At 57.0% G+C, this 26,475-nt stretch carries 25 protein-coding genes and 2 tRNA genes; 16 read left to right on the plus strand and 11 right to left on the minus strand.

The window, feature by feature from the left end; translation table 11 throughout:
• A partial coding sequence (gene mutL, locus ACIQ5B_RS03715; protein WP_397597850.1) for a DNA mismatch repair endonuclease MutL occupies positions 1-1,397 on the minus strand: 1,397 nt, incomplete at its 3' end.
• A gap of 160 nt (positions 1,398-1,557) precedes the next feature.
• On the opposite strand from mutL, the gene ACIQ5B_RS03720 reads away from it, so the two are divergent.
• The 7 genes from ACIQ5B_RS03720 (at position 1,558) to ACIQ5B_RS03750 (ending at position 8,449) form a co-directional block, all read left to right on the plus strand.
• Positions 1,558-2,598, plus strand: coding sequence for a rod shape-determining protein (locus ACIQ5B_RS03720; RefSeq protein WP_397597851.1), 1,041 nt, complete (start codon positions 1,558-1,560; stop codon positions 2,596-2,598).
• A gap of 13 nt (positions 2,599-2,611) precedes the next feature.
• Positions 2,612-3,514: a rod shape-determining protein MreC gene (mreC, locus tag ACIQ5B_RS03725; protein ID WP_397597852.1), complete on the plus strand. Its 903-nt coding sequence runs from the start codon at positions 2,612-2,614 to the stop codon at positions 3,512-3,514.
• Entirely contained in the window at positions 3,511-4,065 is a 555-nt protein-coding gene (gene mreD, locus ACIQ5B_RS03730; RefSeq protein WP_397597853.1) for a rod shape-determining protein MreD, read from the plus strand. Before mreC ends, mreD begins: the two co-directional genes overlap by 4 nt.
• Positions 4,029-5,969: a penicillin-binding protein 2 gene (gene mrdA / locus ACIQ5B_RS03735; protein WP_397597854.1), complete on the plus strand. Its 1,941-nt coding sequence runs from the start codon at positions 4,029-4,031 to the stop codon at positions 5,967-5,969. The genes mreD and mrdA overlap by 37 nt, the downstream gene beginning before the upstream one ends.
• Entirely contained in the window at positions 5,966-7,078 is a 1,113-nt protein-coding gene (gene rodA / locus ACIQ5B_RS03740) for a rod shape-determining protein RodA (protein WP_397579570.1), read from the plus strand. Before mrdA ends, rodA begins: the two co-directional genes overlap by 4 nt.
• A gap of 87 nt (positions 7,079-7,165) precedes the next feature.
• Positions 7,166-7,241 (plus strand) — tRNA-Lys (locus ACIQ5B_RS03745).
• Positions 7,242-7,744: 503 nt separating this feature from the next.
• The gene (locus tag ACIQ5B_RS03750) at positions 7,745-8,449 is read left to right on the plus strand and encodes a MipA/OmpV family protein (protein ID WP_397597855.1); all 705 of its coding nucleotides are present in this window, start codon (positions 7,745-7,747) and stop codon (positions 8,447-8,449) included.
• Between the two features lie 310 nt (positions 8,450-8,759).
• Here the strand turns inward: ACIQ5B_RS03750 and ACIQ5B_RS03755 are convergent, their stop codons facing one another.
• A complete protein-coding gene (locus ACIQ5B_RS03755; RefSeq protein WP_397597856.1) occupies positions 8,760-9,236 on the minus strand; it encodes a heme-binding protein in 477 nt (158 codons plus the stop codon).
• Positions 9,237-9,437: 201 nt separating this feature from the next.
• On the opposite strand from ACIQ5B_RS03755, the gene ACIQ5B_RS03760 reads away from it, so the two are divergent.
• Positions 9,438-9,524 (plus strand) — tRNA-Leu (locus ACIQ5B_RS03760).
• Between the two features lie 51 nt (positions 9,525-9,575).
• Here the strand turns inward: ACIQ5B_RS03760 and ACIQ5B_RS03765 are convergent.
• The 4 genes from ACIQ5B_RS03765 to ACIQ5B_RS03780 all read right to left on the minus strand — a co-directional run bounded on the left by ACIQ5B_RS03765 (position 9,576) and on the right by ACIQ5B_RS03780 (position 13,041).
• Positions 9,576-10,127, minus strand: a complete 552-nt coding sequence (locus tag ACIQ5B_RS03765) for a VOC family protein (RefSeq protein ID WP_397597857.1) — start codon at positions 10,125-10,127, stop codon at positions 9,576-9,578.
• Positions 10,124-11,212, minus strand: a complete 1,089-nt coding sequence (gene hppD / locus ACIQ5B_RS03770; protein ID WP_397597858.1) for a 4-hydroxyphenylpyruvate dioxygenase — start codon at positions 11,210-11,212, stop codon at positions 10,124-10,126. Before hppD ends, ACIQ5B_RS03765 begins: the two co-directional genes overlap by 4 nt.
• A gap of 77 nt (positions 11,213-11,289) precedes the next feature.
• Positions 11,290-12,525 (minus strand): alpha/beta fold hydrolase, encoded by a 1,236-nt coding sequence (locus ACIQ5B_RS03775; RefSeq protein ID WP_397597859.1) that lies wholly within the window; start codon positions 12,523-12,525, stop codon positions 11,290-11,292.
• Between the two features lie 78 nt (positions 12,526-12,603).
• Positions 12,604-13,041, minus strand: coding sequence for a hotdog fold thioesterase (locus tag ACIQ5B_RS03780; RefSeq protein WP_324478008.1), 438 nt, complete (start codon positions 13,039-13,041; stop codon positions 12,604-12,606).
• Positions 13,042-13,308: 267 nt separating this feature from the next.
• Here ACIQ5B_RS03780 and ACIQ5B_RS03785 point away from each other — a divergent pair, with 267 nt between their 5' ends.
• The 4 genes from ACIQ5B_RS03785 to ACIQ5B_RS03800 all read left to right on the plus strand — a co-directional run bounded on the left by ACIQ5B_RS03785 (position 13,309) and on the right by ACIQ5B_RS03800 (position 18,994).
• Positions 13,309-15,459: an RNA degradosome polyphosphate kinase gene (locus tag ACIQ5B_RS03785; RefSeq protein WP_397597860.1), complete on the plus strand. Its 2,151-nt coding sequence runs from the start codon at positions 13,309-13,311 to the stop codon at positions 15,457-15,459.
• Positions 15,456-16,919, plus strand: coding sequence for a Ppx/GppA family phosphatase (locus tag ACIQ5B_RS03790; protein WP_397597861.1), 1,464 nt, complete (start codon positions 15,456-15,458; stop codon positions 16,917-16,919). The genes ACIQ5B_RS03785 and ACIQ5B_RS03790 overlap by 4 nt, the downstream gene beginning before the upstream one ends.
• A 321-nt stretch (positions 16,920-17,240) precedes the next feature.
• The gene (gene prmC, locus ACIQ5B_RS03795; protein ID WP_397597862.1) at positions 17,241-18,110 is read left to right on the plus strand and encodes a peptide chain release factor N(5)-glutamine methyltransferase; all 870 of its coding nucleotides are present in this window, start codon (positions 17,241-17,243) and stop codon (positions 18,108-18,110) included.
• 170 nt (positions 18,111-18,280) lie between these two features.
• Positions 18,281-18,994, plus strand: a complete 714-nt coding sequence (locus tag ACIQ5B_RS03800; protein ID WP_397597863.1) for a DUF4167 domain-containing protein — start codon at positions 18,281-18,283, stop codon at positions 18,992-18,994.
• 44 nt (positions 18,995-19,038) lie between these two features.
• Here ACIQ5B_RS03800 and ACIQ5B_RS03805 read toward each other — a convergent pair whose 3' ends face one another.
• Together ACIQ5B_RS03805 and ACIQ5B_RS03810 are read right to left on the minus strand one after the other, a co-directional pair.
• The gene (locus ACIQ5B_RS03805) at positions 19,039-19,434 is read right to left on the minus strand and encodes an acyl-CoA thioesterase (protein WP_183941793.1); all 396 of its coding nucleotides are present in this window, start codon (positions 19,432-19,434) and stop codon (positions 19,039-19,041) included.
• Positions 19,431-19,724 carry a hypothetical protein gene (locus tag ACIQ5B_RS03810; RefSeq protein WP_397597864.1) on the minus strand — a complete coding sequence of 98 codons (294 nt, stop codon included), beginning with the start codon at positions 19,722-19,724 and terminating at the stop codon, positions 19,431-19,433. Before ACIQ5B_RS03810 ends, ACIQ5B_RS03805 begins: the two co-directional genes overlap by 4 nt.
• A 63-nt stretch (positions 19,725-19,787) precedes the next feature.
• Here ACIQ5B_RS03810 and ACIQ5B_RS03815 point away from each other — a divergent pair, with 63 nt between their 5' ends.
• Complete coding sequence (locus tag ACIQ5B_RS03815) at positions 19,788-20,216, plus strand: CBS domain-containing protein (protein ID WP_397597865.1); 429 nt, start codon at positions 19,788-19,790, stop codon at positions 20,214-20,216.
• Positions 20,217-20,266: 50 nt separating this feature from the next.
• Here the strand turns inward: ACIQ5B_RS03815 and ACIQ5B_RS03820 are convergent, their stop codons facing one another.
• Positions 20,267-20,995: a hypothetical protein gene (locus tag ACIQ5B_RS03820; protein ID WP_397597866.1), complete on the minus strand. Its 729-nt coding sequence runs from the start codon at positions 20,993-20,995 to the stop codon at positions 20,267-20,269.
• A gap of 154 nt (positions 20,996-21,149) precedes the next feature.
• Entirely contained in the window at positions 21,150-21,893 is a 744-nt protein-coding gene (locus ACIQ5B_RS03825; protein ID WP_397597867.1) for a Bax inhibitor-1 family protein, read from the minus strand.
• Positions 21,894-22,247: 354 nt separating this feature from the next.
• Between ACIQ5B_RS03825 and ACIQ5B_RS03830 the strand changes: the two genes are divergently transcribed.
• The 3 genes from ACIQ5B_RS03830 (at position 22,248) to ACIQ5B_RS03840 (ending at position 25,609) form a co-directional block, all read left to right on the plus strand.
• Positions 22,248-23,807 (plus strand): spinster family MFS transporter, encoded by a 1,560-nt coding sequence (locus ACIQ5B_RS03830; protein ID WP_397597870.1) that lies wholly within the window; start codon positions 22,248-22,250, stop codon positions 23,805-23,807.
• 89 nt (positions 23,808-23,896) lie between these two features.
• The gene (locus tag ACIQ5B_RS03835) at positions 23,897-25,051 is read left to right on the plus strand and encodes an acyl-CoA dehydrogenase family protein (protein WP_333569209.1); all 1,155 of its coding nucleotides are present in this window, start codon (positions 23,897-23,899) and stop codon (positions 25,049-25,051) included.
• 123 nt (positions 25,052-25,174) lie between these two features.
• Positions 25,175-25,609 carry an acyl-CoA thioesterase gene (locus ACIQ5B_RS03840; RefSeq protein WP_397597868.1) on the plus strand — a complete coding sequence of 145 codons (435 nt, stop codon included), beginning with the start codon at positions 25,175-25,177 and terminating at the stop codon, positions 25,607-25,609.
• Here the strand turns inward: ACIQ5B_RS03840 and ACIQ5B_RS03845 are convergent.
• Positions 25,606-26,403, minus strand: coding sequence for a crotonase/enoyl-CoA hydratase family protein (locus tag ACIQ5B_RS03845; protein ID WP_397597869.1), 798 nt, complete (start codon positions 26,401-26,403; stop codon positions 25,606-25,608). The two genes, ACIQ5B_RS03840 and ACIQ5B_RS03845, sit on opposite strands and share 4 nt — an antisense overlap.
• Positions 26,404-26,475 lie beyond the last annotated feature (72 nt).

Genomic DNA, 26,475 nt, shown 5'->3' on the forward strand with positions numbered 1-26,475 from the left:
GCGCCGCCTGCGGCAGCCATTGCCTTGCGCATCCGTTCGAGCACGAGCCGTTCATGCGCGGCATGTTGGTCAACGATGACAAGGCCGTCTTCGGCTTCGGCAACGATATAGGTGTTCGCAACCTGACCGCGTGCGACGCCCAGCGGGTGGCTGGCGCGTTCGGGCACGGGTTCGTGGGCGACGGCGGCCCTGCCCCAGAGTGGCGCGAGGTCTTCGCCGGGGATCGCGCCTAAGTCGGCAAAGCTGCTGCGGTTTTCATATACCGACGGATAAGGCGGACGCTGGCCATATTGCCCCTGATAGCCAGATCCGATCGCGGCGGCAGGCCCAGCAAAAATGTCACCTTGCGCGGTCTGGATCGGTTCCTGCTGCCATGCGGCAAGCGCGTCCGCCGATGGTCGTTGCACCGCGCGGAAACCGGACTGGTCAAGCGCATGGCGCAGCCCGGATATGATCATGCCGCGGATCAACGCCGGTTCGCGAAAGCGGACTTCTGTCTTGGCCGGATGGACGTTTACGTCGACCTGCGTCGGCGGCAGATCAATGAACAGCGCCACCAAGGCATGCCGGTCCCGCGCCAACATTTCGGCATAAGCGCCGCGCACGGCACCAATCAGCAGCCGGTCCTTTACCGGACGCCCATTGACGAACAGGAACTGGTGGTCCGCAACGCCGCGATTATAGGTGGGCAAGCTCGCCACCCCGCCAAGGCGCACGCCTTCGCGTTCGAAATCAAGTGCCACGCTGTTGTCGATAAGCTCCCCACTGGTCAGCGCGGCCACGCGTTCGGGCCGTGCGCTGGTGGGTTGCACTGCCAGCACGCGCCGGCCGTCATGCTCAACGGTAAAGCCAATGTCCGGCCGCGCCATCGCCAGCCGCTTCATGGCGTCGAGCGCGGCGGCATATTCGGCGCGGGCGCTGCGCAGGAATTTGCGGCGGGCGGGTACATTGCCAAACAGATTTTCAACTCGAACGCGCGTGCCTTGCGGCAGTGCGGCTGGGCCCTCGCTGATCAACACGCCATGGTCCACCGTCCGCGTCCAGCCTTCGGCACCAGCAGGCCTGCTTTCCAACGTCATTTTGGACACGCTGGCGATTGATGGCAAAGCCTCCCCCCGGAAACCCAAAGTGGAGACCATTTCGATATCTTCATCGGGCAGTTTCGACGTCGCGTGGCGTTCCAATGCCAGCGCCATGTCAGCAGGCGACATGCCGCAGCCATCGTCAGTGACTTCGACCAAGTCGATTCCACCCGCACCCAGTCGCACCGAAATATTACGGGCGCCCGAATCGATGGCGTTTTCCACCAGCTCTTTTAACGCGCTGGCCGGTCTTTCCACCACTTCACCGGCGGCAATGCGGTTGACCAGATTTTCAGGGAGCCTTCTTATTGACATACGCAGGTTCCTAGCCCAAGCGCTCAGCCCAAGCGACTCCTTAATCGTTCGCACTCCAGCCAAATATCTGTTTTTAAAAACAGCAAATTCCGCTAGGACCGCGCGATTATTTGGACGCGCTCCAAAGGAGTCTCTCCAAAACGGATTGGGTGGAAATTAAATGGTATTTGGCAAGTTTTTCCGTTTCGCATCACAAGACATGGCAATCGACCTCGGCACCGCAAACACGGTGGTCTACGTACGCGGTCAAGGGATTGTCCTGAACGAGCCGTCGGTGGTCGCGATTGAAACCATAAACGGTATCAAGCGCGTAAAGGCGGTTGGCGACGATGCAAAGCTGATGATGGGCAAGACCCCGGACAGCATTGAAGCCATTCGTCCGTTGCGCGACGGCGTTATTGCCGACATCGATGTGGCCGAACAGATGATCAAGCACTTCATCCACAAAGTGCACGGCAAGCGCCGCATGTTCAGCTACCCCGAAATCGTCATCTGCGTCCCGTCGGGTTCGACATCGGTCGAGCGCCGCGCGATTCGCGATGCCGCGTCCAACGCAGGTGCTTCTGAAGTGTTCTTGATTGAAGAGCCCATGGCTGCTGCCATCGGCGCGGATATGCCTGTGACGGAACCCATCGGTTCGATGGTTGTCGACATCGGCGGTGGCACCACCGAAGTTGCCGTGCTTTCGTTGCGCGGCCTTGCCTACACCACCTCGGTTCGTACCGGAGGTGACAAGATGGACGAGGCGATTGTCTCTTATGTCCGACGACACCATAACCTGTTGATCGGTGAAGCGACGGCCGAGCGGATCAAGAAGGATTTCGGGACCGCGCGTCCACCCGCCGATGGCGTTGGCCAGACATTGCACATCAAGGGCCGCGATCTTGTAAACGGCGTGCCAAAGGAAATTACGATCAACCAGGCCCAGATTGCCGAAGCCTTGTCGGAACCCATTGGCACTATCCTTGAAGGTGTGCGCATCGCGCTTGAAAATACCGCGCCAGAACTGGCGGCGGACATCGTCGATCAAGGGATTGTCCTGACCGGTGGCGGCGCGTTGATGGCTGGCCTCGACGAATATCTGCGTGATGAAACCGGACTGCCGGTCACGGTCGCCGAAGACCCGCTGACCTGCGTTGCAATCGGTACAGGCCGGGCGATGGAAGACCCCATCTTCCGTGGCGTCTTGCTGACCGCCTGATATAGGTCTCAGCATGGCGCCGCCCAAACACCGGCGCCCCGGATTTTCCCGAAAGGCGCAATATGGCCTGTTCGTGACCTATGTCGTCGCGATTGCAGGAACGATAGTGGCTGCCTTGTTGCTGGCAATATCGGTGGCTGATCCAGCCGGCTTTTCCGCGCTTCGTGCCGCAGGGGCAGAAATAACAGCGCCGGTCGCGCGTATGTTCACCAATGTCCGCCGGTCGGCGCAGAACATGAATGCGACCGCGGCGGCTTATATCAACGCAGGTTCCCAAAATGCCGCGCTTCAAAAGCAAGCCAAGGTCAACCGGAAAAAGCTGATCGAGGCGCAAGCCTTGCGCGTCGAAAACGCGCGGTTACGCGGATTGCTGAAATTGTCCGAGGACGGCGAAAGCCAAGTCGCCGTGGGCCGCCTCATCAGTTCCACCGCATCCAGCACGCGGCGCGTGGCGACATTGTCCATCGGCCGCAACTTTGGCGTGGAGCGCGCGCAGCCGGTACGCGGTCCTTCCGGATTGATTGGCCGCGTTATCGAAACTGGCCCGACAACGGCACGTATTCTTCTCGTCACCGACGCTGAAAATCTGGTTCCAGTCATGCGCGTCAGCGATGGCCTGCCCGCCTTCTCGGCGGGGCTTGGCAATGGCACGGTGCTGATCAAGCCGTTGAACTTGGGCGAAAGCCCGTTCAAGGTCGGCGATATCATCGTCACCTCGGGCAATGGCGGGCTGTATCCGCCCAATATTCCGTTCGCACGCGTTATCAAAAAAACCAGCGATGGTGCGTTGGCGATACCCTATGCCGACCCGGGCAATACGCCTTATGCCGTGGTGATGCGACCATATCAGGGCGAAGCACGCGCGGCCCAGCAGGCGGCGGCGCCTGACGGTGAAACCAAGGAAGTTGCGGAATGAAAATTCCGGTGACGACCATTCGCCTGCCCACCCGTCCTGCACGGGAATATGAATCCCGTTTTGACCGCGAACAATCGCTGCTCAAGATGCTGGCCATTCCGATTGCGTCGGTCGCTATCGCATCGATGATTACGGCGTTGCCGATATTCACCGCGGAACCGCTGTTGCCGCCACTTGGACTGTTGATGTTTTTAAGCTGGCGTCTGATGCGTCCCGGGCTTCTGCCCGTTTGGTCCGGCGTCCCATTTGGTTTGATGGATGATGTGTTCAGCGGCCAGCCCTTTGGCAGCGCGGGATTGTTGTGGTCGCTCGCTATGCTTTTCATCGAGATTATCGATGCGCGGGCTGTCTGGCGCGATCATCTTCAGGATTGGCTTATTGCAGCTATTGTTATCGCGGCTGTGCTGCTGGGTGGATTGTGGATTGCGGGCATGGCGCACGCCGCGCCTGAACCCGCTATTTTGATTCCGCAAATCATATTGTCCATATTGCTATATCCGCTGGCCGTGCGCATATGCGCACGTCTCGACAGCTGGCGATTGGCAACATGAAGGTCGAAAAACAGGTTACATCCGGACAGCTTGATTTCACGTTCACCCGCCGTGCCGCTTTTGTAGGTGGCGTGCAGGCAGCGATCGGCCTGACCGTTGCCGCGCGTATGTCCTATATCGCCGTGGCCGATAACGAGAAATATAAGCTGCTGGCCGAAAGCAACCGGGTCAACCTAACCATCATCCCGCCACGTCGCGGTTGGTTCGTTGACCGTTATGGCAAACCCATCGCAACCAATCGTGCGGATTTTCGTGTAGACATCATCCCCGACAGGCTCGCCAATAAGGAACAGACCGTCAAGACGCTGGCGGAGCTGCTGGCCTTGTCCACCGACGATGTCGACCGCATTCATCGCGAGTTGAAACTGGCACAGGGCTTTCAGCCTGTTCAAGTTGCAGACGGGCTGGATTATGAACGCTTCGCCGCTGTCAGCGTCCGCCTGCCCGACCTTCCCGGGGTCAGCCCGCGGCAGGGATATTCGCGCTTTTACCCAAGCGGGGCGGCGGTGGGCCATCTCATCGGCTATGTGGGCACGGTATCGGCCGAAGAATATCAAAAGAACAAAAACCCGCTGCTGATCACCCCGGGTTTCAAGGTCGGCAAGGATGGCCTCGAAAAGACGCTGGAGGACCGCTTGCAGGGCGAACCCGGCGCAAAGCGCACCGAAGTTACCGCCCGCGGCAAGATCGTCCGCGACTTGGCCACCCGGCCGGACATACCCGGGAAACCCGTTCAACTGACCATTGATATCGACCTGCACAATTACGCCGCGCGCCGACTGGGGCTGGAATCCGGTTCCGTAGTGATATTCGATTGCCTGACGGGCGACATACTGACGATGGCGTCCATGCCATGTTATGATCCCAACAGCTTTTCCGATGGCATTGGCCGCATCGAATGGAAAATGCTGAATTCGGACGACCATATTCCGATGCTCAACAAAGCATTGCAAGGGCTGTATCCGCCGGGGTCGACAGTAAAACCCGCAGCGGCACTTGCGATGCTGCATCATGGCGTCGATCCAGAAGAAACCGTTGTGTGTGGCGGGGGATACCGGCTGGGTAACCGCGTGTTCAAATGCCTAGGGCGTCACGGCCCGATAAACATGGCCGACGCGCTGATGAAAAGCTGCAACACCTATTTCTATGCGATGGGCCGCCGCATTGGCTATGACGCGATTGCACCATTTTCAAAAGCGCTCGGTCTGGGGCAGGAATTTCCCCTTCCCTTTCCATCGCAACGATATGGCACCATTCCCGATAGCGCATGGAAAATGCGCAAATATGACCAAAAGTGGAGCGAATCTGACACGCTGAATGCGACCATTGGTCAGGGCTATGTTTCGGTTAGCCCTTTCCAATTGGCCATAATGGCAGCGCGCATCGCATCGGGTCTGAACATTCAACCCGAAATCATCCTTAAAAAACGCCCGGCGCCGGGCAGACTCAACTTCCCCGAAGAACATTTGGCCGTTGTGCGCGAAGGCATGAACCGCGTCGTCAACGGCGATGGCACCGCCGTACGCAGCCGGCTGGAGATTCCGGGCATCGCGATGGCCGGAAAAACCGGCACCGCGCAAGTGCGCCGCATTGCAGGATCGCAGCGTGGGCAATCGGGCGCTTGGAAATATCGCGACCATGGCCTGTTCGTGTGCTTCGCGCCTGTCGATAACCCACGCTATGGCGCGTCGGTCGTCATTGAACATGGCATGGGCGGCGCGCGGGCCGCAGCACCGATCGCGAAAGACGTTCTGACGTTCCTCTATGATCGCGAAAAAGCGATGGCGTCCTTGGAAGCGCTTGAAGCTAGCTGGGGCGGCAATATCGAACAACGCATGGCATCCAAATATGCGGCCTTCCAAGGTCAACCGGCGGCACCCCCGCCGCTGGATCCGACGACATGAACGGCATAGTCCCTGCCCCGATTGCAGCCCTGCCGTGGCGCGTGATTTTCATATTGTCGGCCTTGGTCGGCTTTGGCGCGACTGTCCTCTATTCCGCAGCAGGTGGTAACTTTGAACCATGGGCCGGGAAGCATGTCATCCGGTTCGTGGTCCTGCTTGCCATGGCCATCGCGATGTCGCGGATGAAGCTTGAATTCTGGAAGTCGATGACTTTTCCTTTATACCTGTTGCTGCTTGTCCTGCTTGTCGTGGTGCAGCTGATGGGCTTTGTGGGCGGCGGCAGCCAACGCTGGATTAACCTTGGCATCATCACGCTGCAGCCATCCGAACTGATGAAGCCGGTGATGGTGCTTGCCGCTGCATGGTTTTTCGACCGCCTTCCACCGAACCGTATTTACGGATTTGACGCCATTTGGCCGCTGGGCGCTATCCTGCTGCTGCCGAGCATATTGGTGATCATTCAGCCGGATTTTGACGCCGCCATTGCGTACGCCTTCGGCCTGGGCGTCGTTGGCTTCATGGCGGGTCTTCCGCTCATATATTTCATCAGCGCCGGCGTGGGCGTCGCCGTTCTTGCGCCATTGGTGTTTTTCTTTGGATTAAAGGCCTATCAGCAAGACCGCGTTCTGATTTTCCTCAACCCGCAAAATGATCCGCTTGGTGCAGGCTATCATATCACCCAGTCGAAAATCGCGATCGGGTCCGGCGGCATATTCGGCAAAGGCTTCGGAAACGGCACACAAAGCCATCTGGATTATCTGCCGGAAGGACATACCGATTTCGTCTTTGCCACCATGGCGGAAGAATGGGGCATCGTTGGCGGCTTTTTCATTCTGTTCATGTACTATCTGCTCATGCGCTGGGGCCTGAGCGTCGCGATGCAGAGCAAGACGCGGTACGGGCAGCTCGTCGCCGCCGGCCTGACCTGCACGATTTTCTTCTATATCATGATCAACCTTCTGATGGTTGTGGGCCTCGCGCCGGTCGCGGGCATTCCCCTGCCTTTTGTCAGCCACGGGGGGTCATCCATGCTGACCATGATGCTGTGCGTGGGAATCATGATGTCCATTGAGCGCCACCCGGGCGCAAAGCGTGGACAATTCCAATAAGTCGCTTTGTCATGCTTGACAAAGGCCACGAAACCCATCAAAGGCGGCGCTCCAAACGGGCCTGCGCATCTGGCCAGCCCGACATGGGGACGCTTAGCTCAGTTGGTAGAGCAGCTGACTCTTAATCAGCGGGTCGTGGGTTCGAACCCCTCAGCGTCTACCACTTTTCAATGACTTAGGGAATAAAAGACAAATAAGAGTCGCTCTGTCTAACATTCCGTCTAACGTTTTGACCGACTTTTTTCTGCGGAATTGAAGGATTCGCTTAGAATCCGGTCAATTGAACGCGCTTGATCCGGTCGTCGCGCCTCAGGCAGCCATGGCGAACGGCATGGATTGGGCCGGGAGCGGACGGTCTGCTTTATAGTCCGAGAGGGTATATTGCAGCCGCTTACTCTAACTAAAATGATAACAGCCGACAGGCGCGCGTTAAAAGTGTCTCGCTCTAACGCTGACCCCGCGTTTCTTGAAGGTCGTTAGGTAAGCTCTTGAGATTTCAAGGCGCCTGGTTATGTCGCGGGTAACATTTCTGGAGAAAACTAGGTGCGAGTAGTTATTTTATTGTTGGCCGCGGTCTGTGGTAGCCCAAGCGTCGCCCAACCTGTTCAGCCGTCCGGTGCCCCTAATCGCCCTGCACTTGATGAGGGCTGGTCAGTCACGGTGGGAGTGGCGCCTGTATTTTCTAATGCATGGCAGGGGTCTGAGGACTATATCCTATCCATCTTTCCTGATTTGCGCGCAAACTACGGCGATACCCTTTTCGCTTCGATCCCCGATGGAGCTGGCTGGAACGCCGTGAACACAGGTGACTTGAAAGCTGGACCGATTGCTAAGCTCCGGTTTGGACGGGAAGAAGACGGCAGCGCATCGCCTTTCGCAGTCACAAGCGGGAACGACGCATTGGTTGGTCTTGGTGATGTTGGTGCAACTGCCGAAGTTGGTGGGTTCGTGGAGAAACTATTTGGCTCACGTCAGCAGTGGCGCGGTCGTATCGAGACAATGCACGGATTTGGAGGACATGAGGGAACTGTTGGAAATTTCTCACTGTCTTATCGAGTACGCAGTGGTGGCGGAATTTTTAACATTGGGCCTCGTGCAACTTTAGCGAGCAGTGATTTTACTCGGACGTACTTTGGTATTGACGCTGGACAGTCGGTACGCTCGGGCTTGGGCATCTATAAGCCCAATGGAGGTCTAGTGTCATACGGCTTCGGCGGGTCGATGAATTGTCCGCTTGATCGTCAGAGCGCCATTACCGCCTTTTCCAGCTTGGAGCGACTTGGTGGAGTGGCCAAGAATTCACCGCTGGTTAGGGAACGCGGGCGTGCTACACAATTCACCCTTGGGGTCGGATACGGTTTCCGGTTTTGACGGCCGCTACACAGCATCGTTTTGCAATTCAGCTATGGCCGTAGTTCCTTAGGATGCCCGCTTTTTGCTAAGTCAGCAATTGGGCGCAAAGCTGCCATGCCGATCAATCCCCATCTTGGTTGATTGAGCAGTATTCTCATCTCTCACTTTCCACCGTGTCGTTCGATGGCAGTGTCCAAAAGCATTATAAGTCGCAAATTTCTTTGATCGTCACCATCCACTAATCGATACCCGCAAACACAGAAACGCTGCGAAGCGCGCGTTCGGCGCCTATCCTTTAGCGGAATGCGCAATGGGACCTATCGGCGGCTTATTCCAAACCGATCAAAGCCGCAGCGGCGACTTCGCCATCCTGTTCGGACGTTCCGCCGCTGACGCCAATTGCGCCCACAATCCGGCCGTTGATGACAATCGGCGTGCCACCTTCAATGGCAACCACACCCGGCAGGCTTAGCACGGCGTTGCGTCCGCCGGCGATGGAATCGAAAAAGGCTTTCGTGCTCCGTTTGAAGCGCGCAGCGGTGCGCGCTTTTTCGCGGGCAACCAGATCGGACCCATATTGCGTGCCATCCATCTTGTGGAACAGCACAAGCTCGCCGCTTGGTTCGACGATAGCGAAGGCCATAGTGAAATTGCGCGACCGTGCGGACTGTTCGGCGGCGGCGACAATCGTTTTTGCCTGCGCAAGGGTGACCGGGCTACCATAAGGCAATGGCGACTGTTGCGCGCCTGCAGCGGAGGTCAAAGCAAGCGTCGCAACCGCACCCAAAAACATCCGTTTCATCATGACCTACCCTCTGCAGACTTTTATCATGCCCGTTAATTGTCAGATATTTTACGCGCGCGCTATCCGGAAAGTGCCAAGCTTCTTTTCGCCATGGCCCAATCGGCAAATGCAGCCGCATTATGCCCGCAAATATTATGACGTCCCCCCGCCTTTGCATTGACACAGCCCTTCAAATACCGCTAAGCGCGCCCCCTACCCTGTGCCCGGATGGCGGAATTGGTAGACGCACCAGCTTCAGGTGCTGGCGCTGGCAACGGCGTGGAGGTTCGAGTCCTCTTCCGGGCACCATTTTCCAACAGTGAATGGGACGCAACGTCCAATTGCGTGACCACGTAACGCCTAAGCTTGCTTGTCCGGATCAATGTGCAGCCAGTCGGCATGGCGCGGGGCCTTTTTGGTTTCGCTCCATTCTGCAAGCATCAACGGCGCGACGCGTTTTAATTCGGCATATTGTTCCGGCGTGCCGATGTTGCATGCAAGCTCCAGCCGGTGGCCGTTGGGATCAAAGAAATAGATCGACCGGAAAATCCCGTGAAATGTCGGCCCGACCACATCAATGCCCTGCGCCTCGATATGCGCTTTTGCCGCAAGCAGGGCGTCAAGGTCCGTGACCTCAAACGCGATATGCTGAACCCATGCCGGGGTGTTGGGGTCTTTGCCCATATCGGGTTGGTTCGGCAGTTCGAAAAAGGCGATGACATTGCCGCCGCCGCAATCGAGGAAGATGTGCATATAGGGGTCATATTCCCCCGTGGACGGAACATGATCCTCGGCAAAGGCGGTGGTGAATTCCATGCCCAAAACGCGCGCATACCAATCCGCCGTCGCTTTCGCGTCCTTGCACCGATAGGCCACATGGTGAATGCGGCGAAGCGCGATGGGCGCGGTCATATCGCGCCCCCGCCGACCGTCAGCGCGCCGCGCTCAATCTGGTCGCGCTCAATGCTTTTGAACAAGGCGGTGAAGTTACCTTCGCCAAAGCCTTCGTCTTTCTTGCGTTGGATAAACTCGAAGAACACCGGCCCAATCATCGTCTGCGAAAATATCTGCAGCAGCAGCCGTGGGTCGCCATCTTCGGTGGAACCATCGAGCAAGATACCGCGTGATTGCAGTTCGTCGACGGGCTCGCCATGGCCGGGCAAGCGCTCCTCCAGCATATCATAATAGGCCTTGGGCGGTGGCGGCGCGAATGGCGTGCCCAGCGCTTTCAACCGGTCCCAGCACGCCGGCAGGTCATCACAGGAAAAGGCGATATGTTGAATGCCTTCGCCATTATAGGCACGCAGATATTCCTCAATCTGCCCGCCGCCTGCTTTGCCTTCTTCGTTCAACGGAATGCGGATTTTGCCATCGGGCGCAGTCATCGCGCGGCTGGTGAGGCCGGTATATTCGCCCTTGATATCGAAATAGCGGATTTCACGGAAATTGAAGACGCGCTCATAAAATCTACCCCAATGCGCCATGCGTCCGCCATATACATTGTGCGTCAGGTGATCGATAATCTTGAAGCCAGCGCCTGCGGGGTTGCGATCCACGCCGGGCAGATAATCAAAATCGATATCGTAAATGGACAGCGCGTCACCATAGCGATCAACAAGGTAAATCATCGCCCCGCCAATGCCGCGAATGGCGGGCAGCCGAAGCTCCATTGGGCCCGTACGTGTCTCAACGGGTTCCGCGCCGCGGGCAATCGCTTCGTCATAAGCGATCCGCGCATTTTTCACGCGAAACGCCATGCCGCAGGCGGACGGGCCATGCTCCGCCGCAAAATACGCCGCCGGGCTTTTGGGTTCATAATTGGCGATCAGGTTGATTTCACCCTGACGCCATAGGTCCACGTCTTTCGACCGGTGCCGGGCAATGCGCGCAAAACCCATGCGTTCGAACACAGGTTCCAGCAGGCCTTTTTCCGGCGCGGAAAATTCGATGAATTCGAACCCATCGAGACCCAACGGATTTTCGAACAAATCGGCCATGCTACTGCTCCTGCGAAACTGGTTACATTTGAAACCAGTTTACGGCATCGCTTTTCACGAGTCAATGCGAGCAGGTGTTATGTGAAGTGCAGACGCCGGTATTTGCCGCGGAAATATAATAAAGGATCGCGGCGCGGTTCAAAGCTCGCTTTTTCGACGCGCCCGACGAGGATGAAATGGTCCCCCGCCTCGTGCAATGTATGCCGTTTGCATTCAAATATACCGAGCGAGCTGGGCAAAATAGGCGCGCCATATTCGCCGACTTCCCACCGCGTTCCGGAGAAGCGATCTTCGCTTTTTCCCGCGAACAGGTTGGACACCGGTTGCTGGCCAATCTGCAGCACGTTGACCGCGAAATCATCCGTCCCGCGCAAAACTTCCGCACTGCCCGAATTGTTGGCGATACACACGAGCAGCAACGGCGGGTCAAGCGACACGCTGGTAAAGCTGTTCGCCGTCAGGCCAACGGGCCGCCCGTCGGGCGCATGGGCGGTGATGATGGTCACGCCCGTTGCAAAGCAGCCCATTGCATCACGCAACGTGCGCGCATCGGAGCCCGATCGATATTCGGGAATGAAGCGCGGTTGCTTGCGCTCCAGAAAATCGATCAGCAAGCCGTTGAACGCTTCGGTTCGTTCCGCCACGATCAGCAGCCCGCCGCCATCGACATCAATCGCTTCGACATTGGGAAAAGCGGAGGCAAAGCCCGTTTGCGGGGCAACGCCGTCCGACGCGCCAAGTGCGCCGCGCACCACCAATACGGGAATGTTGATCTGCGGTGCGGCTTGCGCGAGCCGCGCATCCACACCGTCGGTGCCGAATGACGCGAAAATTTTGCTGTCATATTCGGATGGCGCAAGCCCCTGCCCCAAGGCCGCAGAAAGCTTCTCGGCCGAAACCTTTACCGCTTGGGCATCGGTATGTGCAGGGGAATCGAGTAGGATCAGCCCAGACGCCAACATCGCCGCGTCCTCGGCAAGCGCCATCGTTGCAATCCATGCACTGTGCGTTGCCGCCACCACCACAGGTCGCGTCCGCATCTGCCCCAGAACCGCGCGTAAATCGTCTACAAAGGCGTCGATGTCATAACGGCCATCGGACGGCCAATCGCTGCCGCCATGGCCGCGCAGGTCCACGTTAATGACGTGCCGGCCAGCCTGTTCAAGGCCAACGGCGACATCTTCCCAGACCTTACGCGTTTGTCCAAAGCCGTGCAGCAGGACGATCGAGGGTTCATCGGCGGAACCGATATCGTCCGCTTCAATCCTGATCCCGGCAAAGCCTTTAAATTCTCTTACATATCGAAGCGACATTCGCCTGCACCCCAAATTCTGTCTAACGGTGTCATCTATCTTTTACCCGTGGACGCCATCGGCCCGAAACGCAATATTTTAGGCGCGTTCGGTGGAAATGACGGCCATCGTGATGCGCGAAATGCACACCAGCTTTCCGGCTTCATCCTCAATACGGATCGACCAGATTTGTGTTGTCCGGCCAATGGATTCGGCCTTTCCCGTTGCAAAAACCAGACCGTCCTTTGCAGGACGAATATGGTTCGCATTGATTTCCATGCCCACGGTCGCAAATTTGCTGCGGTCCACAGTCATCGCCGCGCCCACCGATCCGACCGTTTCGGCAAGCACAACAGACGCGCCGCCATGCAATCGGCCATAAGGTTGCTTGGTGCGCTCATTGACGGGCATGCTGGCCTTGATCCAGTCGTCGCCATAATCGATGAACCGAATGCCCACATAGCCGGGCATGCAATCGCCACCATTCTCAGTGAGCGAATTGAGATCAAGTGCGTCGTCAAACCAGATTTTTGCCATGGCCTGCAATTAGCCCGACAGACGACTATTGCAACCTAGTGTTTTGCCTACCCAAAAGCCCACCGGCAAATCACACCCGCAGTTGCATATATTTTCCCCAAAATATGCGGTTTAGGTTGGCGTAGCGGTTGGCGGGGGTTGTGCCTGGCCAGTATATGGACGATGATGTTTCGGCGGCAATGCTGTTACACGCCGCGAAATGCTTGCCGTAAATATGTAATGTTTTCGTGGCACGCCGCATGAGCCAATTAAAAAGGATATTTTTTCGTGAAGCCCGCGCCCGGTTCAAGCAAAGTGAAGCCCTTGAAAACGCCTGAGGACGCGCGCTATTTTAACCGCGAATTATCTTGGCTCAAATTCAACGAACGCGTGCTGGAAGAGGCGTCAAACCCGGCGCATCCGCTGCTTGAACGGCTGCGCTTTCTGTCGATTTCCGGCACGAACCTTGACGAATTTTTCATGGTCCGCGTCGCTGGATTGCGCGGTCAACAACAACGGAAAATTGAAGAACTGTCAATCGATGGCCGCACCCCGTCTGAACAGCTGACCGCAACCGTTGCCGCGGCCGACCGCCTCATGATCCAGCAGCAAAAGCTGTGGCGCAAATTGATGCGCGAACTATCGGCAGAGGGCATTAAGGTCGTTGAGCCATCCGCCCTTGGCAAAAGTCTTCAAGCTGCGGTCGGGAAATATTTTGAGGAACAAATTCTTCCGGTTCTAACGCCGCAAGCGCTTGATCCCGCCCACCCGTTTCCGTTCATCCCCAATCAGGGCATCAGCCTGATTTTCGATATGCGCCGGAAAAACGATGGCGAAGTCGTGCGCCAGTTGGTGATGATCCCGCAATCGTTGGCGCGCTTCATCCGATTGCCCGGCCCGGGCACGCGCTTTGTCACGATCGAGGCGTTGATTAAGCATTTTGTCGGGCAGATGTTTCCGGATTACCTGCTTGTCGCGGCCGGCGCATTCCGCGTTATCCGTGACAGCGACATCGAGGTGGAGGAAGAGGCCGAAGATCTTGTGCGCTATTTCCGCAGCGCGATCAAACGCCGCCGTCGTGGCCGGATTATCCGGCTGAAGCTGGAAAAAGGGCTGCCCGCGGAACTGGCGACCTTAATCCGGTCAGAACTTGGCGCTGGCGCATCCATCGTTGTCGAAACCGTCGGTTTCTTGGGCATCGGCGACCTTGGGCAATTGGTGGACGAAGATCGGCCAACGTTGAAATTCCCGCCATATTCGCCGCGCTTTCCCGAACGCATTTTGGAACATGATGGTGACTGCTTTGCCGCGATCCGCCAAAAAGACATCGTCGTCCATCACCCCTATGAAAGCTTCGACGCGGTGCTCGCATTCTTGCAGCAAGCGGCGGTTGATCCGGATGTCGTTGCGATCAAGCAGACATTGTACCGCGCAGGAAAGCAGTCCGCGGTCATTCGCGCTTTGTGTGAGGCCGCCGATGCGGGCAAATCCGTCACCGCCATTGTCGAGCTAAAGGCGCGGTTTGACGAAGAGCAGAATTTGCACTGGGCGTCGCAGCTGGAAAATTCGGGCGTCCAAGTCGTCTACGGCTTTGTCGACATGAAAACCCACGCCAAAATTTCGCTGGTCGTGCGGCGTGAGGCGGACGGATTCCGGACCTATTGCCATTTGGGCACGGGCAATTACCACCCCATCACGGCCAAGGTCTATACCGACATCAGCTTCTTCACCGCGGACCCGCGCGTCGGGCATGATGCCGGGCAGATTTTCAATTATATCACCGGCTATATCCCGCCAACGGAACTGAAGCTTTTGACGATGAGCCCGCTTGGCCTGCGTGAAAAAATCATGTCGCTGATTGATGACGAAATCGCGCATGTTGCGGCGGGGCGGTCAGGCGCTGTCTGGGCGAAGGTGAACTCGTTGGTCGACAAGGCCGTTATCGACAAATTGTACGAAGCCAGCGAAGCGGGCGTGGAGATTGACCTGATCGTGCGCGGCATTTGCTGCCTGCGCCCCGGGGTCAAGGGCATGTCTTCGCGCATCCGCGTAAAGTCCGTGGTTGGCCGTTTCTTGGAGCACAGCCGTATTTGGGCGATGGGCAATGGCGCGGACCTTCCCAATCCGGATGCCAAAGTGTTCATCTCGTCCGCGGACTGGATGTCGCGCAATTTCGACCGCCGTGTCGAATATATGCTGCCGATCGAAAACCCGACGGTGCATGACCAGATTCTGGATCAGGTTATGGTTGCAAACCTGCTCGACAACCAGCAAAGCTGGATGCTGCGGTCAGACGGCCGATATGAGCGAGTCAAAGCAGGAACCATGCCTTTCAATTTGCACCATTATTTCATGACCAACGCGTCATTATCCGGACGCGGAGGCGCGCTTGCAGATGACAAGAAGGTTCCAACGCTGCGCCTCATCCGACAAAGATGAAGGCGGTGCGTCAGGCCGTCATTGATATTGGCTCCAACACAGTACGACTGGTCGTTTATGCGGGGCTGCCACGCGCGCCGCTGCCGATTTACAATGAAAAAAGCCGCGTAAAACTTGGCGCCTGCCTCGCGGGCGATGGCATCATTGATAAAACCACGATGAAAAAGGCGCTGGCCGCATTGGCGCGCTTTGAAACGCTGGCAAAGGCGATGAAGGTCGACACGATGCGCGTGGTCGCCACCGCCGCAACACGCGAAGCCAAAAATGGCCATGAGCTGGTCGAAAAGGCAGCGGCGCTCGGCATTCATGTGGAGGTGCTGGATGGCGATGCAGAGGCAACCGCGGCCGGGTTCGGCATATTAAGCGACAACCCACATGCCAATGGCTATGTCGGCGATCTTGGCGGTGGCAGCCTTGAGCTTATTCGCATATCCGACGGAAAACTGGGCACGCGCGTGTCCCTGCCGCTCGGCACATTGCGGCATGACATATTGAACGGCAAAACGACCAAGCAGATTAGCCAGATGCTGCGCGATGATATTGCCAAAGCGGTTGGAAAAGCGGGTTTCCCCATCGAAACCGGCCTGCCATTTTACATGATCGGTGGATCGTGGCGGACATTCGCGCGGCTGCACATGCACCAGACCGGATATCCGCTGACCATCCTGTCCAATTATGAAATGCCCGCCGACGCGCCCGAACTGATGATGGCGATGGTGAACGACAAAGACGCCTTAGCCCGCTCCAATGTTGTTGCCACAGGCCGTATTTCGGCGCTGCCGGGGGCCAATGCGTTGCTCGCTGGCATATCGGGCCTGCTGAAACCAAGCAAGCTGGTCACCAGCATCTATGGCCTGCGTGAGGGATTGTTGTTTGAACAGCTGACCCCCGCCGAGCGCCAAGACGACCCGCTGATCGCTGCCGCACGTTTTGAAGGCGAACGGCTGGGCCGGTTTCCCTTTCATGGGGACGCGTTGGCGCAATGGATTGCGCCTGTATTCGCCGGACAAAGCGCCAATGATGCGCGGCTGTGCCGGGCGGCCTGTTTGCTGTCCGACAGCGTGTGGAACGCAAATCCGGAATATCGCGCGGACCACGCGCTCGATTTGGCACTGGACGGCAGCTGGCCCGGCGTAAACGCAAGCGACCGCGCGGTGATAGCCGCGGCTTTGTGGACGGTGCATGCCGGAAAGCGGACCTTGCCCGAAATGCTCACCGCCTTGGCCACACCCGGCGCACTCGCGCAAGCGGTGATCTGGGGCCTCGCCATCCGCCTGGCGCATCGGCTTGACGGCGGCACCGGCGGCGCGCTGGCCGACAGCCGCATTGACGGCGACGGCGCAACGCTGCGCCTGCACCTCACCGGCTCCGCCGTGCGATTGCAATCCAACAGCGTCCAACGCCGATTGCAGGCATTGGGCGAAGCGCTTGGATACGCGCAGGCGGAGATTATGGGTTAGGGGACGCCTCGAGTCCGCCGTCATCCCACCATCCCTGCCGTCATCCTGACACCCCCCGTCATCCTGAACTTGTTTCAAGATCTTAATTCCAACCGCCCTCAAAAAGTAAGATGCTGGAGCCGAAGGCGTGCATCGCACAAACGAGTTCAGCATGACGAATGAGATGGTAACGCAGTGCAATTACGGTGACAGTGCACCAATGAGAGAATGCGGTGCAAAGTCGGCAGATGGTTGCGTGTGCGGTGAAATAAAATGGCGGCGCGCCGATGTATGCGCGCGGGACCGCTTTGCTTTCGGGCGGCTTGGGTTTACGGGCGGGGTATGGATGGACCTGCTCCTAATCTGGCCTCAACGCTGCGCGATGCGACCGATGCCCTGACGCCCGTCAGCGCGACCGCGCGTCTGGACGCCGAATTGTTGATGGCGCATGCCTTGGGCATGGACCGGTCGGCGATGTTGTTGCGGATGCATGACCTTGCTGTGCCTGCAGGGTTTGCGGCGTATCTCGCGCGGCGGGTGGCGGATGAACCGGTGGCCTATATCACGGGAATGCAGGCCTTTTGGGACCTCGACCTGCAAGTGACGCCCGATGTGCTGATCCCGCGTGCGGACAGCGAAACGGTGATTGAGGTGGCGATTGCGGGTTTTGCCGGACGGGGTGCGCCGGCGCGGATCTTGGACTTGGGCACGGGGTCGGGCGCGTTGTTGCTGGCGGCTTTGTCGGTGTTTTCGGGGGCGGAAGGTGTTGGCATTGATGCCAGCGCGGCGGCTCTCGCGGTCGCATCGGGCAACGCGTCGCGCCTTGGGCTGGACGCGCGCGCATACTTCGAACAGCGCGATTGGACTTTGGACGGGTGGGCCGACGGTCTGGGGCAATTCGACCTCATCATGTGCAACCCCCCTTATATTGAGGACGCAACACCGCTTGCAGACATGGTCGCCCGCCACGAACCGCACAGCGCCCTCTTCGCCGGCCCTGACGGTCTGCGCGACTATCGCATACTTCTAAAAACCCTCAAAAAACTGCTAAAAACCACCGGAATCGCGGTCTTCGAAATCGGATTTAACCAGTCAAAATCCGTCGCAAAATTGGGCACCGACGCCGGGCTCACCTCCGAATTAACCCACGACCTTTCCGGCAATCCACGCGCCTTGCGCTTTTCGCTTGGAATCACGCAACCGAACCGCTAACGCAAATCAGCGTCGCAGCAAAACCCGAGAATCACGGAGATTAGCGCGAAGCCGCCCCCAGCGCAGTTGGAAAATTTTTCAAGGTCTCGGTCGACCTTGGCGCAACCCAAAGATTGGGTTTCGGGGCTTCCTGCAATGTTAAAGTGCTAAAAAAGGACAGGTCAGCCCTGATGAATATCAACAACAGGCAGCAGCAAAGCAACAATCGTCGCCGCGGTCGTAACAACAATAATCGCCAGCAAAACAACAACCGCAGCGGTTTCGACTATCAGAACCAGATCGACAATCGTGCGCGCGGCAACGCAGCGCAGATGCTGGAAAAATACAAAAAGCTAGCGCAAGATGCGCAGTTTAACGGCGACCGCGTAAACGCCGAATATCACCTGCAATTTGCCGACCATTATTTCCGCGTATTGGCCGATTTCCGCGCTCGTCAAGAAGCCCGTCAGGAACAGCAAGGCGAACGTCGTCCCCGCGAAGATAATCGTGAAGACCGCGACGATTGGCAGAATGATGATCGTTCGCAAAATTATGACGAACAAGGTTCTTCCGATGGAATGGACACTGATTCCGTTTCGCAAGATGATGTCTACACCGAAGAGCGCGCGCCACGCGAACAACAGCGCGAAAGCCGCCCACGTCGTCCGGAACGGGCCGACCGTCATGATCGTTCCGACAATAACCGGTCCGCAAATCGCGGTCCGCGCCGCCACCACAGCGAAGAAAAAGACGATGCGCCCGCAGGTCTTGATCTCGCCGTATTGCCGCCGTCGATAGCGATTTCATCAAACGACAGTGACGCGGATATGGAAAAGCCCGAGCGCAAACCACGCGCCCGCCGCGTTAAACGAGCCGGCGATGATGAAGCGGCAGCGGCGGAATAATCAATCCTTCCGCCGTTGATCGCACACGAATGGCGCGACAACCTCTAGCTTTCGGGCAGTGCCCGTGGCTTGTGGTCGTCATCTAGGGCAACAAAGGTAAACAGCCCTTCGGTCACTTTGACCTCTTGTTGGCCACGCGCACGGGTCGCGATAACTTCAACGCGGATGCCCATCGAAGTACGGCCACGCCGTTCGAGCGTTGCATAGACGGAGATAATGTCGCGCAACAAAATCGGCGCGATGAATTCCATCTTCTCAATGGCTACCGTCGCACACGCGCCCTGAGCAATCCGTCCAGCCAAGATACCGCCGGCCTGATCCATCATCCCCAATACCCAACCGCCAAAGATGTGGCCATTGGCGTTGATATCGGCAGGGCCCGGAACAACCCGTAAAACCGGGTCATTCCGTTTTGGAAGATTTCGAACGGCCTCAGTCACCGGTCGGCTTCGTCTTCAAAAGGGTCGTCGATGGATTCATCATGACCAGACCCGCTAGACAGGAAAACAAGGCCCATCAAAGCGGCGGTCAGCATGATTGCGCCGGTTATTGCACCGGCGGTGGCGATGAAGAAGTGAATGGAAACCATCCCGTTCTGCCACCAGAACGCACCCAGCGCGCCCACGGTCACAATCAATGTCACACCAAACATCCAACGCATCAGCCGCCAATAACGGCGCCATGCGAAGTTGGCATATTCAGGATCATCGAGGCGGGAAGGGCGAGACATAGCTTGATACGGTCGCCTTATGCTATAAGTTCCATCAAGGGCAAGGACATAGGGAGAGAGTCGATGACGATTTCTGCGATATTGGCCAACCATCAAGGCAATGTGTTCACCGCTGCGCCGCACGAAAGTGTCGGTGATGTGGTCTCGCGGCTTGCCGAAAACCGGATTGGTGCCCTGCCCGTTGTCGATGGCAAAGCCGTTGTCGGCATTTTTTCCGAACGCGATATTGTTTACGGTGTCGCGCGTCATGGTTCGGCTTTCCTGAGAAAGACGGTTGCGGACACAATGACGGCTCCGGCCATCACCGTTGCGCCCGACACCGCAATCCTGTCGGCTTTATCGCTGATGACGAAACGGCGCATTCGCCATCTTCCCGTAATCCAAGGGGATGACCTTGTCGGCTTTGTCTCAATTGGCGACTTGGTGAAGCACCGTATCGACAAAATTGAGGCCGAAGCCGCCGCAATGCGCGATTATATCAGCATGGCCTGACCATCACTTGCGCGAGGCGCAGGCTGCCTTCGCCGGTTAAGCCAAAAAAACTAGCCGGGATTGGACGACGACGTTGTGGGTGCCGCAGATGATGCGGCTGGTGGCGCGGTCATGTTCGATGTCGGAGCTGGGGCATAAAACGGCTTCGGCGCGTACTTCATATTCCAGTCGGCCAAATCGCGTTCATATTTCACATATGCATCGTAAAAATTGACAAACACGCGATCAATGTCAGCCAGGCCGCCAATTGCATATTCGGGCAATGCAACTGTGGGCACGGTATTGACCTCAGTCAGTTTGCGCAGCGCCATGTCACAATATTGGGCACGGACGGGCGGCAAAGCGAAGTAATTATACAAATCGGTCATACGCGTATCGCGAACTCGCAGACCATTTTGTCCGGGATAGCGGGCGACATATTCCCGGTCGATCGCTTTGCTGGTTTTCGACAAGATCGCCTTATGAATAACGATGAACTTATTATACTCGGTCGCGATTTGGCCCCATGCTGGCCCTTGGCAATTCAATGCCGCTACGTTCAAAGCTGACCGAAAATGCCAGATTTGTTCCTCACGGCTTAAACCACGGTTTGGCGTAGCGCGAACGCCATCAAGCCCGACAGGTGGGATCGCCATCGACAGCGCCGCGCCACCGGGTGGCAAAGGCATAGCGGGCGGCGGCGGCGCAGGAAGTGAAATGGGTGCAGGTACGACTTTCACCGGCGCAGGGGCGCAAGCTGCAACCGCAGTCACCATGATGATGGCAGCTAGATTTTTCATGCCCCGACGCATTTGATCTCTCCGATTTGCGATTCCTGATTCCAACAGGATTTTCGTTCGAATGAAAAGCCCTGTTCGACCAAATCCCATAGAAAATGGCCCAGTGGTTTCCCACCGGGCCATATTGTGTCGTTCAAGCTGAACCGTCGATGACTTATTCGCGGTTACCGAGGAAGCTCAGCAAGAATTGGAACATGTTGATGAAGTCCAGATACAGCGTCAGTGCGCCCATGACTGCAGCCTTGCCGATCATTTCTGTACCCTGAAGGTAGAAATATTCGCTTTTGATACGTTGCGTATCATAAGCGGTCAGACCAGCGAAGATGAGCACACCTGCACAGCTGATAACCCAACCCAAAGTGTCGGAGCCGAGGAAGATGTTGACGATCGACGCAACAATCAAGCCGACCATTCCCATGATGAGAAAGCTTCCCCAGCCACTGATGTCTTTCTTGGTTGTGTAAGCCCACAGGCTCAATCCCGCGAAAGCCGCTGACGTTGCAAAGAAGGTCTGCGCGATGGACTCACCGGTGAACATCATGAAGATGCGTGCCAGCGATAGGCCCATCAATACCGCAAATCCCCAGAACATCGCCTGAAGCGTAGCAGCAGAAAACTTACCTTGGCCAAAGCTCATCGCCATTACGACGACCAGTGGCGATAAAATGATAACCCAGCTCATCAGGCTTGGGTTCACCATCAGATTTCGTGCCAGTTCGGTCTGTGCAAACAGCATCGCAACGATGCCCGTCAGCAAGACGCCTGACGCCATATAGTTATAAACCTTGAGCATATGCGAACGCAGACCAGCGTCAAAAGCGATATCGCCGGCGCGTGAACTCACACCTGCAAGACTTGACTGGGTCCCGGTTACCCGTGGATCGGACCACTGTGCCATGACTTAATTCTCCTCAAAACACGGCAAGATAGCCGCATAAACAGTATATTGGAGGAATTCGTTCCAGATTCAAGCGAAACACGACACGCCACATTGCAATTTTTTCATTGCAACTGCTCGGAATTGGCTTTGCGGAACGTGGTCTGGTTCCCCGCACACTTTCGCCAAACTAGGGTCAGGACCTAGGTCTGCGCCTTCTGTTCGATGCATTGAAAGGGAATTATCGTTGCGCAGATTGCCTGTTCTGCTAGCCATGGCAGCAGAAGGCGACAACCGCGATTGAAGGAGAGCAAGGTGAGTGTGACGGTCGAAGGCGAAAACAACGGCGCGGTTTCCCCGCAAGCAGAGGTTAAGCTGCCTGAGGCCAGCAGCTACAGCTGGTATGTGCTGATTGTCCTTGTCATCGTCTACATACTCAACTTCATCGATCGCCAAATCCTCAGCATTTTGGCCGTAGATATCAAAGCAGACCTTGGCCTGACCGATGCCGACATGGGCTTTTTGGGTGGCGCAGCATTCGCGGTGTTTTATGCTTTATTCGGTATTCCGCTTGGCCGACTTGCGGATAATTGGAGCCGCGTAAAGCTTCTGTCTATTGGCCTTGCCTTATGGTCGATCATGACCGCCTTGTCGGGTTTTGCGCGCAATCAGGTGGAACTGACCTTGGCGCGCATGGGCGTCGGCGTGGGCGAAGCGACCGCAAGCCCAACGGCTTATTCACTGATTTCCGATTATTTCCCGAAACGGCAGCGCGCGACCGCGCTCGCGATTTACTCGTCCGGTCTGTATATTGGCGGCGGCGTTTCGTTGTTTTTGGGCGCACTCATTGTCCAAAGCTGGGACGCCGCTTTCCCACAAGGCGGCCCGCTAGGCCTGGTCGGCTGGCATGCGGCATTCGTGGCCGTCGGCCTTCCGGGTGTTCTTGTCGGTTTGTGGGTTGCAACATTGCGTGAGCCCGTCCGCGGCGCGATGGATGGCTTGGTTACACCGGCGCACCCTGCCCCATTTCGCGCATTTGCGAGCGATCTTTCCATGATTGTCCCGCCCTTTACGTTGTGGGGTGCGTGGCAACGTGGGCCAATGGCGCTATTGATCAACATAGTCACGGCAGCCGCTATCGCAGCCTTTGCTTACACGATGATCCAACTGACCGGCAATTTTCCGCAATGGTCGGCGGTTGGCTTTGGCTATTATGCCGTTTTCTCTTGGGCATCGACCTTGCGGGCCAAGGATCCGGCGACATTTAAGCTGATCTGGGGAACGCCTGCGTTCATCTGTACGACCATTGGCTATGGCCTCGTCGCGCTGGCGGCCTATGCACTGGCATTCTGGTCCGCTCCTTATGCGGAAACGGTGCTTAAGCTGCCTAAAGCAGAGTTGGCTTTGATTTTAGGTGGAAGTGGAGCGCTGAGTGGTTTTCTGGGTGTAATCGTCGGCGGATCGGTCGCCGATATGCTCCGGGCGCGGCATGCCGCAGGGCGCGTTTTGGTGATAATATTCGGTGTCGTTGCCCCAGTCATTCCAATCTGGATCGGCTTTACGACCGAAAATGTAATATTGTTTTACATCATGCAATTTCTTGCGGGAATGTTTGGCGCAACGGCGCTTGGCGCCGCTGCCGCAACCACACAGGACCTTGTGCTGCCGCGCATGCGGGGCACAGCAACGGCTGCCTTCTTCCTGGGCACCACGCTCGTCGGGCTGTCCTTTGGGCCTTATATGGTCGGCCAGATTTCCGATCTTGCCGGAACAATGGTCGATGGGAAGCTGGTGGGCAACTTACGCGTTGGCATCCTCTCGCTCATCGCGGTCGCGCCAATTGCCTTGGCTTTGCTAATCGCCGCCTATCGCAGCGTGCCTAAGGCCGAACGCACCATCGTTGAACGTGCTCGTGACGCAGGTGAGCCGGTTTAATCAAACGATTAAATTCGGCTTGACGCCCGCGTCAACTTGCTGCCATTGATGGTGCATATTTTGCAGTAACTTCTTGCAGGGGATTCACCATGTCGCTCGATACCATTCCACGCACCGCCTATACTGAAGACCATGAAGCGTTCCGCCAGTCGGTTCGCCAGTTCCTTCAAAAGGAAGTCGCGCCCCACGCAAAGCAGTGGCAAGAAGATGGCATCGTTCCAAAATCGATCTGGCCCAAGGCTGGCGCAGTCGGCATGCTCTGCCCCACAGCACCGGTTGAATATGGCGGCCTTGGCCTCGACTTTGGCTACAACGCGATCGTCGACGAAGAGTCGGCCTATTATGGCGGCGTCGCCACGGGCTTTTCGCTTCAGTCAGATATCGTCGTAAACTATATCACCAGCTACGGCAGCGAAGAGCAGAAGAAGCATTGGTTGCCCAAGATGATCTCTGGCGAGGTCATCACCGCTATCGCGATGACGGAGCCCGGCACCGGAAGCGATCTTCAGGGTATGAAGACAACCGCGCGCAAAGACGGCAACCATTATGTCATCAACGGCAGCAAAACCTACATCACCAACGGCCAGAACGCCGACCTGATCTTGGTCTGCGTCAAAACCGATACTGAGATCCAGCCAGCGTATAAGGGCATGTCGATTGTCCTCGTTGAGGCTGATCGTGATGGTTTCAAGCGCGGTCGCAACCTCGACAAAATCGGCATGGATGAGGCCGACACTTCGGAATTGTTCTTTGAAGATGTCCGCGTGCCAATGACCAACTGTTTGGGCGAAGAAGGCAAAGGCTTCATCTATCTGATGAGCGAACTGCCGCAGGAGCGTCTGTCTATTGCCGTATCGTCAATGGCCAGCACGCAGAAGGCTTTTGATGAAACCGTCGCGTTCTGCCGCGAACGGATTGTGTTCGGTAAGCCATTGCTGGATTTCCAAAACACCCGTTTCGTACTGGCCGATATCAAGGCAAAGCTGCAAATTGGCTGGGCGCATCTCGATTGGGCATTGAACCGCCATTACAAAAAAGAACTCACCGCCGAGGAAGGCGCTGCTGCAAAGCTGTGGCACACCGACCTGCAGTGGGAAGTTGTCGATGCCTGTCTGCAGCTGCATGGCGGCGCTGGATATATGAATGAATATCCCATCGCCCGCATGTGGCGCGCCGCACGCGTGACGCGCATTTTCGGCGGCACCAACGAGATCATGAAAGAACTCATCGGTCGGGGTCTTTAAGACCTAGCTAATAAGCCAGACTCGTCACCCTGAACTTGTTTCAGGGTCTTAATGCCCCCGCGTTGGGAAGTAAGATGCTGAAACAAGTTCAGCATGACGAGCGTAGAATATGGAACCCATCTCATGCCCAAACCTCAGGCTTGGCAGCTTAACCCTGCCAGCTATCCGTTCAGCCATCGCACCGAAACGCGGTTTGCGGACATGGATGTTCTTGGTCACATCAATAATGTGTCCATGGCGGGGCTGTTCGAACATGGCCGTGGCATGTTCAACCACGCCATTGAGGTCCAGCGCCGTGCGCCGGGTCAAAGATGGCTGATCGCCAGCGTCAATCTGGACTATATTGCCGAAGCGCATTTCCCCGAGCACGTCGACATCGCCAGCGGCATCGCGCGGATTGGCAACAGCAGCTGGGATATCGCATCCGCAGCCTTTCAAGGCGGCGAATGCAAAGCCACCTGTATCACGACCATCGTGCTAACCAATGCGGACGGGTCAGCCCCCATTCCTGATGACCTGAGAGAAGAGTTCGAAAGGCTGCGCGTTAAAGCGGCTTAATCAACAAACGTAGCTGCGCGCTTCTGCATTCCCGCCATGACCGCTTCAATCTGGTTGGGCTTACGAATGACTTTGGCTTGGCGAACGCTTTCGGCCATCAAGATCGCGTCTTCGTCCATGTCGGCATATTCGTTGAACAGCGCCTTGGCCTCGCGCATAGCTTCGGGGTTCCGGTCCGCGATTTCGCGGGCAATGGCCATGGCGCGGACGTGGGGGTTTTCATCCACGAACGTCGCAAAGCCCAAGCCCAAAGCCTCTGACCCTGAAAACTCGCGGTTGGTGTAAGTTAACTCGCGCAAGATATCTTCACGCACCATGCCGCGCCATAAGGCATAGCCGCCCATGTCAGGGATGAGCCCCCATTTCATCTCCATCACCGCAAGCCGGGCATCCGGCGCGATCACACGGATGTCCGCACCGCTGGCAATTTGCAGGCCGCCGCCAAAGCACACCCCGTGGACTGCGGCAATGACGGGCATAGGCAGCTTGCGCCAAAGCATCGCGACTTGCTGAAATGTATTGGCATTGCCATGCGTCCGGTCTGTAAGGCCGCCCATGCCGCTGTTCGCACTTGCACCACCGCTTGCCATGCTGGCCATATCAAGCCCTGCACAAAAGCTGCGTCCTTCACCCGACAGCACAACAGCGCGCACGCCTTTCATGGCTGCAAGCTCTTCTCCGGCGGATATGATCCCCTGAAACATGGCCGGATCGAGCGCGTTCATTTTGTCGGCGCGGGTAAGCCGCACATCGGCCACGTGGTTTTCAACGGTTATGCTAACGCGGTCGTTCATGCGGCGCTCCTATTCAACGCAAATTCTACCAAAGGCAGTTGGTCATTACCAAAATACATATATGTTTTGTCG

The sequence above is a fragment of the Sphingorhabdus sp. genome, from assembly GCF_044374345.1.
Taxonomy (GTDB): domain Bacteria; phylum Pseudomonadota; class Alphaproteobacteria; order Sphingomonadales; family Sphingomonadaceae; genus Sphingorhabdus_B.

Excerpts from the sequence above, each read along its gene's own strand:
- ACIQ5B_RS03720 (WP_397597851.1), top strand. The coding sequence starts at position 1,558 with ATGGTATTTGGCAAGTTTTTCCGTTTCGCATCACAAGACATGGCAATC.
- mreC (WP_397597852.1), top strand. The coding sequence starts at position 2,612 with ATGGCGCCGCCCAAACACCGGCGCCCCGGATTTTCCCGAAAGGCGCAA.
- mreD (WP_397597853.1), top strand. The coding sequence starts at position 3,511 with ATGAAAATTCCGGTGACGACCATTCGCCTGCCCACCCGTCCTGCACGG.
- mrdA (WP_397597854.1), top strand. The coding sequence starts at position 4,029 with ATGCGCACGTCTCGACAGCTGGCGATTGGCAACATGAAGGTCGAAAAA.
- rodA (WP_397579570.1), top strand. The coding sequence starts at position 5,966 with ATGAACGGCATAGTCCCTGCCCCGATTGCAGCCCTGCCGTGGCGCGTG.
- ACIQ5B_RS03755 (WP_397597856.1), bottom strand. The coding sequence starts at position 9,236 with ATGATGAAACGGATGTTTTTGGGTGCGGTTGCGACGCTTGCTTTGACC.
- ACIQ5B_RS03765 (WP_397597857.1), bottom strand. The coding sequence starts at position 10,127 with ATGACCGCGCCCATCGCGCTTCGCCGCATTCACCATGTGGCCTATCGG.
- hppD (WP_397597858.1), bottom strand. The coding sequence starts at position 11,212 with ATGGCCGATTTGTTCGAAAATCCGTTGGGTCTCGATGGGTTCGAATTC.
- ACIQ5B_RS03775 (WP_397597859.1), bottom strand. The coding sequence starts at position 12,525 with ATGTCGCTTCGATATGTAAGAGAATTTAAAGGCTTTGCCGGGATCAGG.
- ACIQ5B_RS03780 (WP_324478008.1), bottom strand. The coding sequence starts at position 13,041 with ATGGCAAAAATCTGGTTTGACGACGCACTTGATCTCAATTCGCTCACT.
- ACIQ5B_RS03790 (WP_397597861.1), top strand. The coding sequence starts at position 15,456 with ATGAAGGCGGTGCGTCAGGCCGTCATTGATATTGGCTCCAACACAGTA.
- prmC (WP_397597862.1), top strand. The coding sequence starts at position 17,241 with ATGGATGGACCTGCTCCTAATCTGGCCTCAACGCTGCGCGATGCGACC.
- ACIQ5B_RS03800 (WP_397597863.1), top strand. The coding sequence starts at position 18,281 with ATGAATATCAACAACAGGCAGCAGCAAAGCAACAATCGTCGCCGCGGT.
- ACIQ5B_RS03810 (WP_397597864.1), bottom strand. The coding sequence starts at position 19,724 with ATGTCTCGCCCTTCCCGCCTCGATGATCCTGAATATGCCAACTTCGCA.
- ACIQ5B_RS03815 (WP_397597865.1), top strand. The coding sequence starts at position 19,788 with ATGACGATTTCTGCGATATTGGCCAACCATCAAGGCAATGTGTTCACC.
- ACIQ5B_RS03820 (WP_397597866.1), bottom strand. The coding sequence starts at position 20,995 with ATGAAAAATCTAGCTGCCATCATCATGGTGACTGCGGTTGCAGCTTGC.
- ACIQ5B_RS03825 (WP_397597867.1), bottom strand. The coding sequence starts at position 21,893 with ATGGCACAGTGGTCCGATCCACGGGTAACCGGGACCCAGTCAAGTCTT.
- ACIQ5B_RS03835 (WP_333569209.1), top strand. The coding sequence starts at position 23,897 with ATGTCGCTCGATACCATTCCACGCACCGCCTATACTGAAGACCATGAA.
- ACIQ5B_RS03840 (WP_397597868.1), top strand. The coding sequence starts at position 25,175 with ATGCCCAAACCTCAGGCTTGGCAGCTTAACCCTGCCAGCTATCCGTTC.
- ACIQ5B_RS03845 (WP_397597869.1), bottom strand. The coding sequence starts at position 26,403 with ATGAACGACCGCGTTAGCATAACCGTTGAAAACCACGTGGCCGATGTG.